At 70.8% G+C, this 14,614-nt stretch carries 14 protein-coding genes; 8 read left to right on the forward strand and 6 right to left on the reverse strand.

The window, feature by feature from the left end; translation table 11 throughout:
- Nucleotides 1–159 precede the first annotated feature (159 nt).
- Nucleotides 160–549: a YciI family protein gene (locus tag ACIBMZ_RS23470; RefSeq protein WP_396697160.1), complete on the reverse strand. Its 390-nt coding sequence runs from the start codon at nucleotides 547–549 to the stop codon at nucleotides 160–162.
- 219 nt (nucleotides 550–768) lie between these two features.
- On the opposite strand from ACIBMZ_RS23470, the gene ACIBMZ_RS23475 reads away from it, so the two are divergent.
- The 3 genes from ACIBMZ_RS23475 (at nucleotide 769) to ACIBMZ_RS23485 (ending at nucleotide 3,852) form a co-directional block, all read left to right on the forward strand.
- Nucleotides 769–1,917 (forward strand): M20 family metallopeptidase, encoded by a 1,149-nt coding sequence (locus tag ACIBMZ_RS23475; RefSeq protein ID WP_396697162.1) that lies wholly within the window; start codon nucleotides 769–771, stop codon nucleotides 1,915–1,917.
- Between the two features lie 57 nt (nucleotides 1,918–1,974).
- A complete protein-coding gene (locus ACIBMZ_RS23480; protein ID WP_396697164.1) occupies nucleotides 1,975–3,144 on the forward strand; it encodes a glutamate--cysteine ligase in 1,170 nt (389 codons plus the stop codon).
- 72 nt (nucleotides 3,145–3,216) lie between these two features.
- The gene (locus ACIBMZ_RS23485; protein WP_396697234.1) at nucleotides 3,217–3,852 is read left to right on the forward strand and encodes a nitroreductase family protein; all 636 of its coding nucleotides are present in this window, start codon (nucleotides 3,217–3,219) and stop codon (nucleotides 3,850–3,852) included.
- Here the strand turns inward: ACIBMZ_RS23485 and ACIBMZ_RS23490 are convergent.
- Nucleotides 3,823–5,421, reverse strand: coding sequence for an NAD(P)-binding domain-containing protein (locus tag ACIBMZ_RS23490; protein WP_396697166.1), 1,599 nt, complete (start codon nucleotides 5,419–5,421; stop codon nucleotides 3,823–3,825). The two genes, ACIBMZ_RS23485 and ACIBMZ_RS23490, sit on opposite strands and share 30 nt — an antisense overlap.
- Before the next feature lie 243 nt (nucleotides 5,422–5,664).
- Here ACIBMZ_RS23490 and ACIBMZ_RS23495 point away from each other — a divergent pair, with 243 nt between their 5' ends.
- Nucleotides 5,665–6,207, forward strand: coding sequence for a carboxymuconolactone decarboxylase family protein (locus ACIBMZ_RS23495; protein ID WP_396697236.1), 543 nt, complete (start codon nucleotides 5,665–5,667; stop codon nucleotides 6,205–6,207).
- A gap of 13 nt (nucleotides 6,208–6,220) precedes the next feature.
- On the opposite strand, the gene ACIBMZ_RS23500 is transcribed toward ACIBMZ_RS23495, so the two are convergent.
- Nucleotides 6,221–7,018, reverse strand: coding sequence for a Ku protein (locus tag ACIBMZ_RS23500; protein ID WP_396697168.1), 798 nt, complete (start codon nucleotides 7,016–7,018; stop codon nucleotides 6,221–6,223).
- A gap of 219 nt (nucleotides 7,019–7,237) precedes the next feature.
- On the opposite strand from ACIBMZ_RS23500, the gene ACIBMZ_RS23505 reads away from it, so the two are divergent.
- Entirely contained in the window at nucleotides 7,238–7,921 is a 684-nt protein-coding gene (locus tag ACIBMZ_RS23505; protein ID WP_396697170.1) for an O-methyltransferase, read from the forward strand.
- A 24-nt stretch (nucleotides 7,922–7,945) separates the two neighbouring features.
- Here the strand turns inward: ACIBMZ_RS23505 and ACIBMZ_RS23510 are convergent, their stop codons facing one another.
- Complete coding sequence (locus tag ACIBMZ_RS23510; protein ID WP_396697172.1) at nucleotides 7,946–8,992, reverse strand: RNA polymerase subunit sigma-70; 1,047 nt, start codon at nucleotides 8,990–8,992, stop codon at nucleotides 7,946–7,948.
- Between the two features lie 179 nt (nucleotides 8,993–9,171).
- Here ACIBMZ_RS23510 and ACIBMZ_RS23515 point away from each other — a divergent pair, with 179 nt between their 5' ends.
- A complete protein-coding gene (locus tag ACIBMZ_RS23515) occupies nucleotides 9,172–9,999 on the forward strand; it encodes an SAM-dependent methyltransferase (RefSeq protein WP_396697174.1) in 828 nt (275 codons plus the stop codon).
- A 324-nt stretch (nucleotides 10,000–10,323) separates the two neighbouring features.
- Here the strand turns inward: ACIBMZ_RS23515 and ACIBMZ_RS23520 are convergent, their stop codons facing one another.
- Nucleotides 10,324–11,076: an SDR family NAD(P)-dependent oxidoreductase gene (locus tag ACIBMZ_RS23520; RefSeq protein ID WP_396697176.1), complete on the reverse strand. Its 753-nt coding sequence runs from the start codon at nucleotides 11,074–11,076 to the stop codon at nucleotides 10,324–10,326.
- A 164-nt stretch (nucleotides 11,077–11,240) separates the two neighbouring features.
- Between ACIBMZ_RS23520 and ACIBMZ_RS23525 the strand changes: the two genes are divergently transcribed.
- Complete coding sequence (locus tag ACIBMZ_RS23525; RefSeq protein WP_396697178.1) at nucleotides 11,241–12,371, forward strand: abortive infection protein; 1,131 nt, start codon at nucleotides 11,241–11,243, stop codon at nucleotides 12,369–12,371.
- Nucleotides 12,372–12,531: 160 nt separating this feature from the next.
- Here ACIBMZ_RS23525 and ACIBMZ_RS23530 read toward each other — a convergent pair whose 3' ends face one another.
- Nucleotides 12,532–13,743 (reverse strand): cytochrome P450, encoded by a 1,212-nt coding sequence (locus ACIBMZ_RS23530; protein ID WP_396697180.1) that lies wholly within the window; start codon nucleotides 13,741–13,743, stop codon nucleotides 12,532–12,534.
- A gap of 331 nt (nucleotides 13,744–14,074) precedes the next feature.
- On the opposite strand from ACIBMZ_RS23530, the gene ACIBMZ_RS23535 reads away from it, so the two are divergent.
- The gene (locus tag ACIBMZ_RS23535) at nucleotides 14,075–14,509 is read left to right on the forward strand and encodes a DUF6069 family protein (RefSeq protein ID WP_396697182.1); all 435 of its coding nucleotides are present in this window, start codon (nucleotides 14,075–14,077) and stop codon (nucleotides 14,507–14,509) included.
- The last annotated feature ends 105 nt before the right edge of the window (nucleotides 14,510–14,614 follow it).

Here is a 14,614-nt window from a genome sequence, read left to right on the forward strand (position 1 = left end):
CGGGGGGTGTGGTCCTCTTTTGGTGGGGGGGGGGGGGGGGGTGCCCCCCCCCCCACCCCCCCCCCCCCCGCGGGGGGGGGGGGGGGGCCGCCGCCGCGGCCCCCCCCCCCCCCGCGCCGGCTTTCCGGTAGTCGGTGTGCCCGGCGGAGACGGGTGTCGTCACCGCGAGGGCTGCGCCTCGACCACTGGGCGCAACTCGATCGGATGGTTGAGGGGATGCGCCGAGGTGCCGGGTGCGGCGGAGAGGAGAGCGGCGATCTCGATGGCGCGCCGGGGCCCCGTGCAGTCGATCAGCCAGTAGCCGGCCAGAGCGCGGGCGCCGAAGGAGCCCACCACCGCCGACGACCCTCCGGTGTCGGCGCGGACGATCAGCGACCGTCGGTGATGGGCCAGGGTGTGGCTGCTCACCAGTTCCCCGGTCGTGGTCAGGGTCTGGTGCAGGTCGTCGAGGTACCGGAAGTGCGTACGGAGGTCTTCTGCGCTCCAGTTCCTGGTGCCGGGTACGGCGATGCTGTCGTGGTCGAGCCAACTGAGCATGATGAACCGCACGGTGACCTCCCTGACGGTGGTGGCAGCGGACCTCGCATGATGGGTCGAAGCTCGCCGTGCGGTTCTCGACATCCACCATCGTGGAACGGCTGCGGTATCGGCGGCCGACGCGGCGGCGGTTATCGCAGACTGCCGTACCTGGCGGGGATAGGCGGGGCAAAAGCGGCATACCTCGTTTGTTGCCGTACGAGGGTTCACTGTCTGATGCACGATCGAGCGATGACTGGCCTCAGAGATGTGTGTGCCCGCGCGCGGGACCGGCTGCCGTGGATGACCACTCGACTTCGTGACCTTGTCGCCTGCGAGTCGCCACCGGGAGCCGCCGACGAGTTGACCGCGTGCGCGGATCTCCTTGAGGACTGGGGCACCGCTGCCCTCGGCAGGCCGGCGCGACGGATCTGGCTCGACGGTCTGCCCCATCTGTTGTGGCCTGCCGAGCGGCAACGGGTCCTGCTGCTCGGGCACTACGACACGGTGTGGCCCGCCGGCACCGTACGAGACTGGCCGTTCGCGATCACCGGGACCGTCGCCACCGGCCCAGGGGTCTGCGACATGAAGGCCGGCATCGTGCAGATGCTCGCCGCCGTGGAGCTGCTGCCCGACCCGTCACCGGTGGGGCTCCTGCTCACCTGCGACGAGGAGAGCGGCTCGCCGGCCTCGCGTCCACTTATCGAACAACAGGCGGCCCGCTCCGGTGCGGTCCTGGTGGGCGAGCCGAGCACCGAGTCCGGTAAAGTCAAGATCGCGCGTAAGGGCGGATCGGTGTACCAGTTGACGGTGCGGGGCCGAGCGGCACACGCGGGCGTCGAGCCGCATCGCGGCGTCAACGCGGGTGTCGAACTGGCCCACCAACTGCTGAACGTGGGGACGTTGGCCGGTGACGGCACGAGCGTCACGCCGACCGTACTGACCGCCGGCACGATGACCAACGTGGTGCCCGAGGCGGCCGTGATGCACGTCGACGTCCGGGCGTGGAGCCGCGACGAGCTGCACCGAGTCGACGAGGCGCTGCGGAGCCTCGTACCGCGGCTGCCCGGCGCGACGCTCGTCATCGAGGGCGGTGTCAACCGCTACCCGATGCCCGAGGCGATGGGTCGTCCGTTGCTCTGGCAGGCCCAGGCTGTCGCTGCCGAACTGGGGTTACCGGCCGTCGACGGCGCGTACGCCGCCGGCGCGTCGGACGCCAACTTCACCGCCGCACTCGGCGTACCCACCCTCGACGGGCTCGGCGGTGTCGGTGGGCACCCGCACGCCCGAGGCGAGTACGTCGATCTGGCGCGGGCGCCCGAACGGGTCGCACTGCTCGCCGGGCTGATCACGCGGCTTCTCGCCGCGCGTGACACGCCCCTGACGACCGTCGGACCGTAGCCTGACGGCGGGCCGCGACGACGTGGCACCGCCAGGTGACGGGAAGGCGGCACAGGCGTGTCTCACCAGCGGAGCAACGGCTCGGACGACGCACCCGGCGTCCGGATCGGGGTGGAGGAGGAGTTCTTCCTGGTGGACGGGGAGAGCCGGGCGGTGGCCCCGGGCGCCGCCCGCGTCGTGGCGCGGGCCCGCGAACAGCTCGGCGATCGGGTCTGTGGGGAGATCACCACCGTGCACGTGGAGACCCGGACCCGCCCGGTCACCTCCATGCGTGACCTGATCGACGATCTGGTCGAGGCACGCCGGGTGGTCGCCGGCTGCGCGGTCGACGCCGGGCTCCGTCTCGTCGCTGCCGGCACGCCGGTCATCCAGCCTGACGGCCCGGTACCGATCGTCGAGGGTCCGCGGCCGGCCAGGGGCACCGCGATGTTCCGTGGCCTGCACGACGATCTGGCCGTCTGCGCCCTGCACGTGCACGTCGAGATGCCCGACCGCGAGTATGCGGTGCAGGTCAGCAACCATCTGCGGGCACACCTTCCGTTGCTGATCGCGCTGACCGCGAACTCGCCGTACTGGCGTGGTCGGGACACCGGTTACGCGAGCTGGCGGACCGTGATGTGGTCTCGCTGGCCGGTCGCCGGGCCGCCGCCCCGGTTCACCTCCGCCGCGCACTACGCGCAGACCGTGGAGGCCGCCACCGCCGCCGGTGCCACCGTCGACTCCGGCACGCTGTTCTGGGACGTACGTCCCTCGGTCACCCACCCGACGCTGGAGATCCGGGTCGCGGACGTGCCGGTGACGGCGGAGGAGTCGGCGCTGTACGCGGCGCTGGTCCGGGCGCTCGTGGTCCGCGCCGTGGCGTCGGTCGAGCGGGGTGAGGCGGACCACGACGTACCGGCGGAGCTGTTGCGTCTCGCGTACTGGCGTGCTGCCCGAGACGGGCTCGACGGTGACCTGATCGATCTCCGTACCGGGCGCCTGATGCCCGCGACCGCCCTGATCACGGGGCTGGTCGGGGCGTTGCAGCCGGTGCTGGAGCAACTCGGTGACCGCGGGTTGCTGGACCGACGGCTGCGCCGCCTGCTGGCGGCCGGCAGCGGTGCCCACCGGCAGCGCCGCGCGGGCCGTCGCCGGGACCGGCCCGCCGACGCCGTGGACTACCTGATCGCCCAGACGGTGCGCGGCACCGCCCTCGACGAACCCGTCGAAGAAGGCTCTCTGCCGTAAGCGGCGACCGGCTCGGACGGGGATGCTGGGTTGGTACCCGAGGGCAGGAGAGGGTCGATGGACGCGACAGGCATGGGTCAGCAGCCGGTGAGACGTGACGAGACGGAGACGGTCGGGGTGAGCCGAGCCTTCGCGGACCGGATGGCCACGAGACGGTCGGTGCGGCACTTCTCCCCGAGGCCGGTGCCGATGGAGGCCGTCGAGCAGGCCGTCCGGGCGGCGGCCACCGCTCCGAGCGGTGCCAACGTGCAGCCGTGGCGGTTCGTCGTGGTCGCCGATCCGGACCGCAAACGACGGTTGCGCGCCGCCGCCGAGGCCGAGGAACGGGAGTTCTACGAACGACGGGCCACCGCCGAGTGGCTCGCCGCGATCGCGCCGCTGGGCACCGACTGGCGCAAGCCGTTCCTCACGGACGCTCCCGTGGTGATCGTCGTCTTCGAGGTGCACCAGGGACCGAACTCACCCAAGCCGTATTACGTCAAGGAGTCCGTCGGGATCGCCGTCGGTGTGCTCATCACGGCCCTGCACCACGCCGGACTGGCCACGCTGACCCACACACCCTCTCCGATGCGCTTCCTCAACGAGGTCTGTGACCGTCCCGCCGAGGAGCGGCCGTACGTGGTGATGCCGGTCGGTTACCCGGCACCGGGGGCCACCGTGCCGCACCTGGACCGCAAATCACTGCGGGAGGTCCTGGTCCGGCTCTGACCCGCCGCGGCGGGACCGACCGAGTTCCCGGGTGAAGTACCGGTGCAGCGGCTCGATGTGCCGGTCGGGGCGGCGCCACTGCGCGAGCAGATCCTCCAGCAGGTGGAGTTCGTCCACCTGCGTCCGGCCGTGGTAGCGGCGGATGACGGGGTGGATGAAGGCGCTCTCCGCGGCGCGGTCCGGCTGTGGGTGCCGTTCGATGGCGAAGACGTCGCGGTAGTCCTCGCGTCCCCACCGCAGGCCGAAGGTGTAGTAGTGCGGCTGGTCGTGGAAGCGCTCCCGGGCGTAGTCCTCCGGCAGGTCGGTGTAGTGCCGCACGCTGCCGGCGACGTCGTCGACGACCAGGGCGTCGCAGAGGTACTCGAACTGGGTCCACAGGGCCGAGCTCCAGTTCACCCGGTCCAGCACCAGCGAGGTCAGCGCGTCGGGAGTGCGCAGGACGGTGCGGTGCGGAAGGGGGACTCCCTCGTACCGCTCGCGGAGCAGCGCCGTCAGCGTCCGCAGATTGTAGCGAAATCCATCTATGAAAGCCGACGATGCCCGCTTGAAGTCACGGGCCTGGGCGATGGTCCCGGCGAAGTAGAGCCCGTCGACGTTCGTCGACTGCCAGTCCGGCCGGGTCGCCGGCATGCGACCGCTGGGCACCAACTCGGGGCGACATCCGTCGGTGAACAGGCTGGTGTCCATGGCGAAGCCGGTGCACCTCAGCACCGACTCGTACGGCAGCACCGCCGTCTCGCCGTCGGCGTGGGTGTAGGTCAGCCGGACCTCGTACCGGGAACCGTCGCGCCGGATCTCGTCGATGACGCAGTCGAGCACCGCGTGCAGCGTCTTGAACTGGTAGCTGTCCAACACCGCCCCGTGATGGCCGCGGACGTCTCCCGGATGCTTGGTGTTCCAGGCCAGCCGAATCGACCGAGGACTGGCCAGGTGCACCATCGCGGCGTGGCCGAGGATGGCCGAGGCGGTCTCGAACGCGGAATTGCCCTTGCCGATGATCAAGACCCGTTGACCCGCATAGCGACTCGGGTCGACGTCCAACTCCTCGTAGCCGACGGCGTGCTCGATCCCCGGTATCGGCGGGACGTTCGGCCGACCCCAGCCGATCGCCACGACGACGCAGCGGGCACCGATCGGGCCGGCGGTGGTGTGCACGACGAATCCGTCCCCGGTCGCCTCGATCCGCTCGACCGCGGTGTCGAACCGGATCCGCAGCTCGTGGTGGCGGTGGAAGTCGTCCAGGTAGCGCACCATGTCGTCAGCGTGCGGAAAGTACTCCTGGCTGTACTTCGGAAAGGGCAGCTCAGCCGGCTCCTGAAGCAGCGAGTTCCAGTCCCACCGCAGCCGGATCTCCGGGTCGTCGCTGACCGCGTGCACCTTGTTCAGGGAGATCAACCGGCGGTGCCGCGGATAGTGGCGGAAGAAGGCCGCCGGTGCGGACTCCCGCTCCACCGTCAGGTAGTCGCAGCCGGCCCGGTGTAGATAGTAGCTGAGCTGCAGGCCCGCCGGCCCTCCACCGATGATCACATAGCGGTGCTGCGCGCTGACGCCGGAACCGGTGTCGTCCATCCGCCACGCCTCCACTTCGCCGGTGCCGAGAACACGACGGTCCCGATCCGGACGGGGTGCTGTCAACGGCCTCGGACACGCCAGAGCCGGGCCGATGGGCCCGATACTCGGAGAACGGCGATGGACGGCGGGGAATTGAGCACGTTCGAAGAAGTCCACGACCGCTGCGCGTGCCACCATCCGATGACCGCAGGCGTCCGAAGGCCGCCGGAGAGCCACACCGTCCACCTGAGAGGTGACCTCATCGCGCACATCGATCTCGGCCTCGACGAGGCGAAGCACCCCGGCATCGTCGGCCTGATGCGGTACCGCCCCGAGACCGCCAAACCCCTCAACGAACTCGCCGAGGTGCTGCTGCGCGGCCCCAGCTCACTGAGCCGGGGAGAGCGGGAGCTGATCGCCGCGTACGTCTCCGGCCGCAACGAGTGCGAATTCTGCTGTACCTCGCACTCGTTGTTCGCCGCCGCCCAACTGGACGAGGGCCTGCCGCTGGTGGAGCAGGTCCGCGCCGACCCCGAGTCCGCGCCGATCTCGGCCAAGCTCAAGGCCCTGCTGGGCATCGCCGCGGCGGTGCAGCGGTCGGGCCGTGACGTCAGCGGCGAACTGGTGCGGGCCGCCCGCGAACAGGACGCCACCGACGTCGAGATCCACGACACGGTGTTGATCGCCGCCGCATTCTGCATGTTCAACCGATACGTCGACGGACTGGGCACGGTGGCACCGGAGAGCCACGACGGATACGGCGACTCGGTACGTCGGGTGGTGACGGAGGGCTACGGCACCTGAGGCCGTCCGGAGGCTAGGCGGCCTTCCTGGCGCGAGGCCGGCGCGGCGCGGGTTGCGCCGGCACGACCTCCGACGGCGACGCTGACGTTGCTGCGGCGTCAGCGGCCGGAACCGACGCCACCGCGCCCTCCGGGGTGGCGTCGACCTTCGTGGCCACCAACGCCAGCACCGCGGCCCGGTGTTCGTCCCGCTCGTCGTCGGGATCGAACCGGTCGGTCATCGCGTCGACGAGCGAGGTCGTGCGGGCGAGTTCCGGCGCCGGCACCACGACCGGGGAGGACAGGAAGGGAAACTCCGGGACGCGCAACTCGTCCGGCCAGACCATCGTGTGCATGACGAGCATGTCCTCGCGTACCCGGATCGCCGCCAGACGCTCCACCTGACGCAACGTCACCCGCGCGAGGGCCGCACGACCACTGCCGCGCAACGCGTCACGCAACAGCGTGTACGGCAGCACCGCGATGTCGTCCGGCTCCAGGAAGTACGTCCGGTCGTAGAGGATGGGGTCGATCTCGTCGACGCGGACGAACCGGCCCACCTCGATGGCGCGCGGTGCCGGCGGACGCAGCGCGGCCAATTCCTCGTCGCCGACGACGACCAGCAGCCCGTCGTCGGTCTCGTACCCCTTGGCGACGTCCTCGTAGGCCACCTCACGGTCGCAGTCGTCACAGAACCGGCGAATGCCGATCCGGCCGCCGTCGTCGCGGTGCACCTGCCGAAACCGTACGGTCTTCTCCTCCGTGGCGGCATGTACCCGCACGGCGATCGACACGAGACCGAAGGAGATGGCGCCTTTCCACATTGCCCGCATTACCGCTCCCTGGCTGGTCGTGATCCCTGGCGTCAGCGTGGCACGGCGTCACGGGCGGTCGCTTCCTCAGCCGTGCGCGACCCGCGCCGACCCCGAGACGCCGCCTCGGCACGGTGGAGGATGCGCCTGCCGGGACCGCACGACGACGATCGGACCGAGATCCAGACCCGTGCCCGCCAGCTCGGGGCACCGGCCCAGCGACCAGGGAGGACAGACGCGGTGGGAGACGGCACAGCCGCCAAACACGTACCGGTCAACCAGGTGCTGCGCGAATACCTGCTCGCCTCGACCTCGGCGCCGGATGAGACGGTACGCGACCTGGTCGCCGCCACGGCACGGCTCGGCGATGTCGCCGGGATGATGGTGCCGACGGAACAGGTCGCGCTGCTGACCCTGCTGGCCCGGCTTGTGCACGCCCGTACGGTGATCGACCTCGGTACCTTCACCGGGCTGTCGGCCCTCGCCTTCGCACGCGGTCTCGCCCCCGGAGGCACGGTGATCACCTGCGACAACAGTGACCGGTGGCACGACCTTGCCCGGACCCACTGGCAGCAGGCCGGGATGGCGGACCGGATCGAGTTCCGGCTCGGACCGGCTGCCCGCAGCCTCCGGGCGATGCCACGCCAGGCCGCGGTGGACGTCGTCTTCGTCGACGCCGACAAGCTGAACTACCCGACCTACTACGAGCTGGCGGTGCCGCTACTCCGCCCGGGTGGCCTGTTGTTGCTGGACAACGTGTTGCTGGACGGCTTCGTGACCGCACCCGATCTGGCCACCGACCCCATGCAACGGCGCTGTGCCGGCGTACTGCGTGCGGTCAATGCCGCCGTGGCGGCCGACGACCGGCTGGAGACCGTGATGTTGCCGATCGCCGACGGCCTCACCGTCGCACGGCGGCGCTGACCGACACCGCCGCCGTCCGGCCGCTCACAACTGCTCCGGTAGGTCGAAGGCGGAGAAGACCTCCGGCGGGAACGCGGTGATCTCCGTGATCGTGCCGCCCTCCACCCGGAAGACGTTCAGCACCTGCGGGCGGTACAGCGACTCGCCCGGCCGCCGGACGTACCCGGCGACCGCCGGTTGCCGATTCGCGCGTGTCCCCAGCGCGCGCCACTCGCCGAAGTAGGCCGGCGAGGTCGGGTCGAACTGGGCGAGCAGCCCGGCGGTGAAGGCCTCCCGGCCGACGATCCAGAACGGGTCCGGCGGCATGGTGACGCGGACGTCCTCGCGCAGCAGCTTGGCGAAGCTCGCCGCGTCGGCCTTCTCCAACGCCTCGATACACCGATGGACGAGGGCCCGCTCCGCCTCCGCCGGGTCCGTGGTCGGACCCCACTCGATCGGACGCCGCGGCAGCCGATCCTTGAGGGTGGCGCGGGCGCGCTGGAGTGCGCTGTTCGCGGAGGGGACGCTGATGTCGAGCATCGCGGCGGTCTCGTTCGCCGTCCAGGCGAGCACGTCACGCAGGATCAGCACGGCCCGCTGCTGAGCCGGCAGATGCTGGATCGCGACGAGGAAGGCGAGCTCGATCGTCTCCCGGGCCACGACCTGCGAGTCGGGCTGACTGTCCGGCGACGCGACGACGTCGAGCAGTCGGTCCGGGTACGGCTGAAGCCAGGGCACCTCGTCGGTGGGACCGCCCGGGGCGTCCGGATCCGCGCCGAGCGCCGGCTGCCGGTACGGCATCGGTGTACGCGCGTTGGCCCGCAGGAAGTCCAGGCACACGTTCGTGGCGATGCGGTACAGCCAGGCGCGGACTGCCGATCGCCCCTCGAACGTCTCGCGCTTGCGCCACGCCCGTAGGTAGGTCTCCTGGACCAGGTCCTCGGCATCCTCGAAGGACCCCAGCATCCGATAGCAGTGGACCTGCAACTCGCGCCGGTGCCGGTCGACAAGTGCGGCGAAGGCGGTCTCGTCGATGATGGCGGGCTTCTGCGCGGTGTCGTGCGCGGGCGCGTCCGCGCCGAGGTCGGCCATCGAAGCCTCTTCCCCTCCATCGTGGATCAAGCATCCACGGCTCACTATACCGATGCGGTCGCCGGGCGGTTGCTGTCAGTGTCGACGGGCGGCGTCCGGCAACACGGGAGATGAGTGGCCCCGATGTGGATGTGAGGGTGATTAGCGATCGGAGCGGCGCGACACCGAAACGAGGAGCGATGGACCGAACGACCCCCAGCACCGACGAGCTCAGCCGGCTCTACGACTCCACCGCCGCGCTGTCGCAGGTCTTCATCGACGGTCAGGAACACCTGTCCTACTGGTACGACGACCGTGACGACACCCCCGTCGTCGAGGCGGCCCGCCGGATCACCCGCAAGGTCGGCGACGCGATCGACCTGCGTCCCGGCGAGCACGTCCTGGATGCGGGCTGCGGCGTCGGGGCCCCGGCGGTACAACTCGCCGAGGAGTACGGAGTCCGGGTCACCGGTGTGACCGTGAGTCCGGTCCAGGTGCAGGAGGCACGCGGCCGGGCCGAGCGGGCCGGACTCGGCGCGCGGGTCGACTTCGCCCTCGGTGACTACCACCAACTCGCCCTGGCCGACGGCTCGGTCGACGCCGTGGTGGCCGTCGAGGCCATGGTGCACGCCGTCGACGTGGCGGTGGCACTGGCCGAGTTCCACCGCGTGCTGCGCCCCGGCGGTCGGCTGGCCATCACCGACTGCACCCGTGAGTCGCACGTGAGCGCGGCACAGGTGGCGCCTTTCATGGCGCTCTTCAGCATCAACCAGTTGCACTCCGTGGCGGAGTGGACCTCGCTGCTCGGCGCGGCGGGCTTCGACGTCGAGGAGTACACCCAGTGCGGACCGCGGGTGTACGGCATGGGACTGCGGTATCTCGACCGGATCGAGGAGCTGCGCGACGAGCTCACCGCACGCTTCGGAGCGGAGACGGTGGCCACTCTGGCGGCGTCCTACCGGGACTATTTCGGGAGGCGGACCGAGATCGGGTACGCGATCGTCGCCGCCCGCAAGCCGTATCTCTGACCTGTGCCTGCTCCGGCGCAGCAGACCCGGGTGTCAGGGCCCGCTCGTCGTCGCCGATGGCCCCGGCGACGAGTCGGGGCCGGTACCGATGCCTCGCCTCACCGGCGGGATCGAGGCTCGTGCCGGTCAATCCGACGACGGACGGTGGACCCGCCGATGGCGAGCGGACCGGAGCGGGCGCGAACGGGGCGGGCACCGCGCGACCTCCTCGTGGGGTCAACGATCGCGCGGTGCCCGCCCGGCGTGGGGTACCGGATCCACCACGCCTGAAACGCCGATCCGGTCGGCGACGGTGGCCTCCTCCCGTCGGAGGGCCACCAGGTATCAGTTCGGCACCGAGGTGATCAGGCCGCCGTCGACCAGCAGTTCCTGACCGGTGATGTAGGAGGCGCGGTCGGAGAGCAGGAAGGCCACGGCCTGCGCCACGTCCGCCGGGCGCCCCAGCCGCCCCAACGGCACCTGACGGCGGGCACCCTCCCGGGCCTGCGCCGTATCGGCGATGCCGAGGAACATGTCCGTCACGATGTAACCGGGGCTCACCGCGTTCACCCGGGTGCCGCGGGTGCCCAGGTCGGCGGCGAGGGAACGCGCGAGGTTCACCACCGCGGCCTTGCCCGCCGCGTACAGGGGCGTGGTCGCCAGGCCGCGGTGCACCAGCCAACTGCCGTTGACCACGATCGCCGCCCGGTCGGCCAACAACGGCAGTGACTTCTGAATCGTCTGGAAGACCCCCCGCACGTTGGTGTCCAGCAGGTCGGTGTACTCGTCCCCGGTCACCGCAGCACAGGGGTTGAAGCGGGCGACGCCGGCGTTGGCGAACACCCCGTGCAACCGGCCGACGCGGTCTGCCACGACCGCCATCAGACGGTCGAGGTCGGACTCCCTCGACACGTCGGTGGGGACCGCGGTCACACGTGCGGGAGCGTCGAGGGTCTCGACCGCACCCCGCAGTCGCGCGGCGTCACGGCCGGCGAGCACCACCTGCGCCCCCGCGTCCAGCAAGGTACGCGCGGTGGCCAGGCCGATGCCGCTGCCGCCGCCGGTGATCAGGACGGCCCTGCCGTCGAACTCCGCCATGTGCCCAGCGTGGCAGCGACGGGCGGACCGAGCACCTTCGTGCGTGCTCGGTCACGCGGCGGCAGTGTCGACTGGTCGCACGTCCGAAGGTGCGGGATGACGACGACGGTTGGCAGGGTCGAGCCCGGACAGGTCGTCCGTCCCACGTCACCAGGGAGATCGCGATGGTTCGCAGCCCGCAGCCCGACAGTTCCTCCGGTTCCGCCGGAGTCCTGCGCTCGGTGGGTGTCGCCTACGACACCGGCACCAACTTCGCCACCGGGCAGGGCGAGCTGTCCCGGGTGCTCTGGAGCACCGACCGGATGGTGGACGAGATCGGCGCGATCCGCCGGCGGCTGCACTGCAACTCGGTGACCGTCTACGGCAGCGACCTCGGACGCCTGGACGACACCGCGCGGGCAGCCGCCGAGGTCGGGTTGCACGTCTGGTGGCAGCCACGACTCGTCGACCGGCCGCAGTCGGAGGTCGTCGACCACCTGGCCGAGGCGGCCCGTCTCGCCGAGCGACTGCGTCGCGACGGGGCGGCCGTGAGCTTCTCCGCGGGCTGTGTCCACTCGGTGTTCACCCCGGGCCTGCTACCCGGTGGGCGCTACCACGAGCGGATGGCCAACGTCTTCGCCGACGCCGACCACCACCTCCTGCGGCCGACCGATCCGGTCGACCTGGTCGACGGCAATCAGCGGCTCAACCAGTTCCTCGACGGGATGCTGGGGGTCGTGCGGTCCCACTTCTCCGGCGAGGTCGGCTACGCGGCGGCACCGTTCGAGGACGTCGACTGGCGGCTGTGCGACGTGATCCGGTTGATGCACTTCTACACGCTCGGCTATCCGGCCCGGGACGAGGACCGCGTCGCGGAGATCACGCGGTACCACCGGTGGGGCAAGCCGGTGATGATCGCGGAGTTCGGCACCGCGACGCACACGCGAGCGGCCGAGCAGGCATTCCTCTCCTTCGACGTGGTCGACCGCAGCGGCGCCGTGCCGACCGTCCGGCCCGGCGTGCGGCGCGACGAGCCTGCTCAGGCAGAGTTCCATCAGCGGATGCTGGACGTCTTCGTCCGGGCCGGGGTGCACGGCGTGGCGGTCAGTGAATTCATCCATCCGACCCACCCGTTCTCCGTCGATCCCCGCGTCGACCTCGACGTGGCGAGCATGGCGCTGGTCCGGACGATCCGGGAGTACCACGACGATCCGGCGTCGCCCTACCGGTGGGAGCCCAAGCAGTCCTTCCATGCCCTCGCCGCGCGCTACGCCGCACTGGGTGGAGCGGCACCGCGCACCGACCGAACCTGCTGACCCGACGGCCCGCCTCCGATGGAGTCGGCGGCGGGCCGTCGGGTGCCGGTCCCGATGAACGCGCCTCGCCGCCACGGGGCGGCCGGTCGCCTCCATGGCGGCCAGGCGCGGCCGACGTCACGGCCCGACACGCCGGCCGGACGTCCCGGACCGGGCGGCTCTACCAGGCCACCGGCAGGGTGGTCAGCCGTTCCATCGGACCGGTGACGTTGCTGCGGATCTCCTGCGCCGGCACGGCGAGACGAAGACCCGGCAGCCGCTGGGTCAGCGCGCGGAAGGTCAGCTCCAGCTCGATGCGGGCCAGGTTCTGCCCGATGCACTGGTGGATGCCGAACCCGAAACCGAGATGATGGCGCGGCGACCGAGTCACGTCGAACTCGTCCGGAGTGGGCACCAGCGCGGTGGAGAAGTTGGCGGCGGCGGCACCGATCAGCACGCCCTCGCCGGCCTTGATGCGACGTCCGGCGATCTCGATGTCCTCCACCGCCACCCGGGAGATCGCCTCGACCAGGGAGACGTACCGCATGATCTCCTCGACCGCACCGGTCACCAGCTCCGGGTCGGCCCGGAGCGTGGCGAACTGGTCGGGATGCTCCAGCAACGCCAGACTCCCCAGGGAGATCACGTTGGCGGTGGTGTCCTGCCCGGCGATCAGCATGAGCATCGCGTAGATGACCAGCTCGTCACGGCTGAGGCGCCCCCTGCGTACCTGATCGGCGATGAGGTCGTCGAGCAGCCCGGTACCCGGATCACGCTCCTTGGCCGCGATCAGCCGACCGAAGTAGTCGGTCAGAGCGGTCATCGCCGCGGCGGCCCGGCCCGGGTCGGCGTCGAACAGCTCCCTGGCCGGGCGGGCAAAGGCCACCCGGTCCTCGTACGGGACGCCGAGCAGCACGCAGACCGCCATGGACGGCACCGGCAGCGCGAACTCGGCCACCAGATCCGCTGGCGAACCCGCCGCCAGCATGGCGTCGATCCGCTGGTCGACGATGTCCTGGATGGCCGGACGCAACGCGTTCATCCGCCGGACCGAGAAGCTCGGGATCAGCATCGTGCGCTGCCGGGTGTGCAGCGGCGGGTCGACACCGATCAGGACATCCGTGTAGCCGGTGTTCGCCAGTTCCGCCATCTCCGCGCTGAGTGCGGGGAAGCCCTCTGCGCGGGCGTTGATCGACAGACGACGGTCGGCCAACAGCGATCGAGCCTCCGCATGCCCGGTCACCAGCCACGCCTCTCGTCCGTCGTAGAGACGCACCCGGGACAGGGGTCCCTCGGCCCGGAACGCCGCATAGTCGCTGGACGGTCGGTACGGACACTGGCGTCCGATCGGGAAGGCCGGGCGCTCGTCGGGCGTCGTCGTGGGGGTCGACATCGGTTCTCCTCCTGGTCGCAACTCCCGTCGCCGGGCGCCACGGGCGTCTGGGCCCATTCAGCCTGACCGGGAGGCCGCAGGGTGTCTTCTTGTCGCGTGCGCATCGGCACCACGGCCGGCGCAGGACGAAAGACGTCAGCCACCTCGAATCGCCACGACGTCGCCTTCGTCAACCTTCTTGTTCAGCATCGACGGAGATGTTTGCGAAAATAGGTTCGGTCAGCCCTCCCGGTATGGGTTGGTCGACGGTAGGATCCGGGTCACCCGAATTGTTCGTCAGATGTGCCGGGCACCCGTGTCGCGAATCCACTCACACGATTGGGGAAAGGCCATGGATTCTGCCGTTTCATCGGCAACCGGAGATTCGACGGAAAGGAGCAGGCCGCGCTGGCGTCAGCGCGCGATCGGCGTTCTGGCGGCCGTGCTGGCGGCGGTGGTGATCTGGGTGGTGGCGGTGCCGCTGGCCGGGGTGGACCTGATGGCCACGGTGGCCTCGGGCGAACCGCCGATGGAGATCGGTGTGGGCGCGGTGATCGCCTCTTCGCTGATCACCTCGTTGCTCGGCTGGGGCCTGCTCGCGTTGCTGGAGCGGGTCACCCGACACGGCCTGCGGATCTGGGTGATCGTGGCGGTGCTCTTCACGCTGCTCTCCCTCGCCGGGCCGTTCATGGCGGAGACCGGTGCCGCGACGGCCGTGCTCCTACTGATGCACCTCGCCGTCGGAGGGGTCCTCATCGCGGCGATGCTGCGCAGCGTCCGCCGCTGAGAACCGCGATCGTCGACCCGAAAAGGGTCGTGGGGGGGGGGGGGGGGGGGGGGGGCGCCCGCCCCGCGGGGGGGGGGGGGCGGCGGGGGGCGCGGGGGGGCGGGG

It is taken from the genome of Micromonospora sp. NPDC049900, from assembly GCF_044461025.1.
GTDB lineage: Bacteria > Actinomycetota > Actinomycetes > Mycobacteriales > Micromonosporaceae > Micromonospora.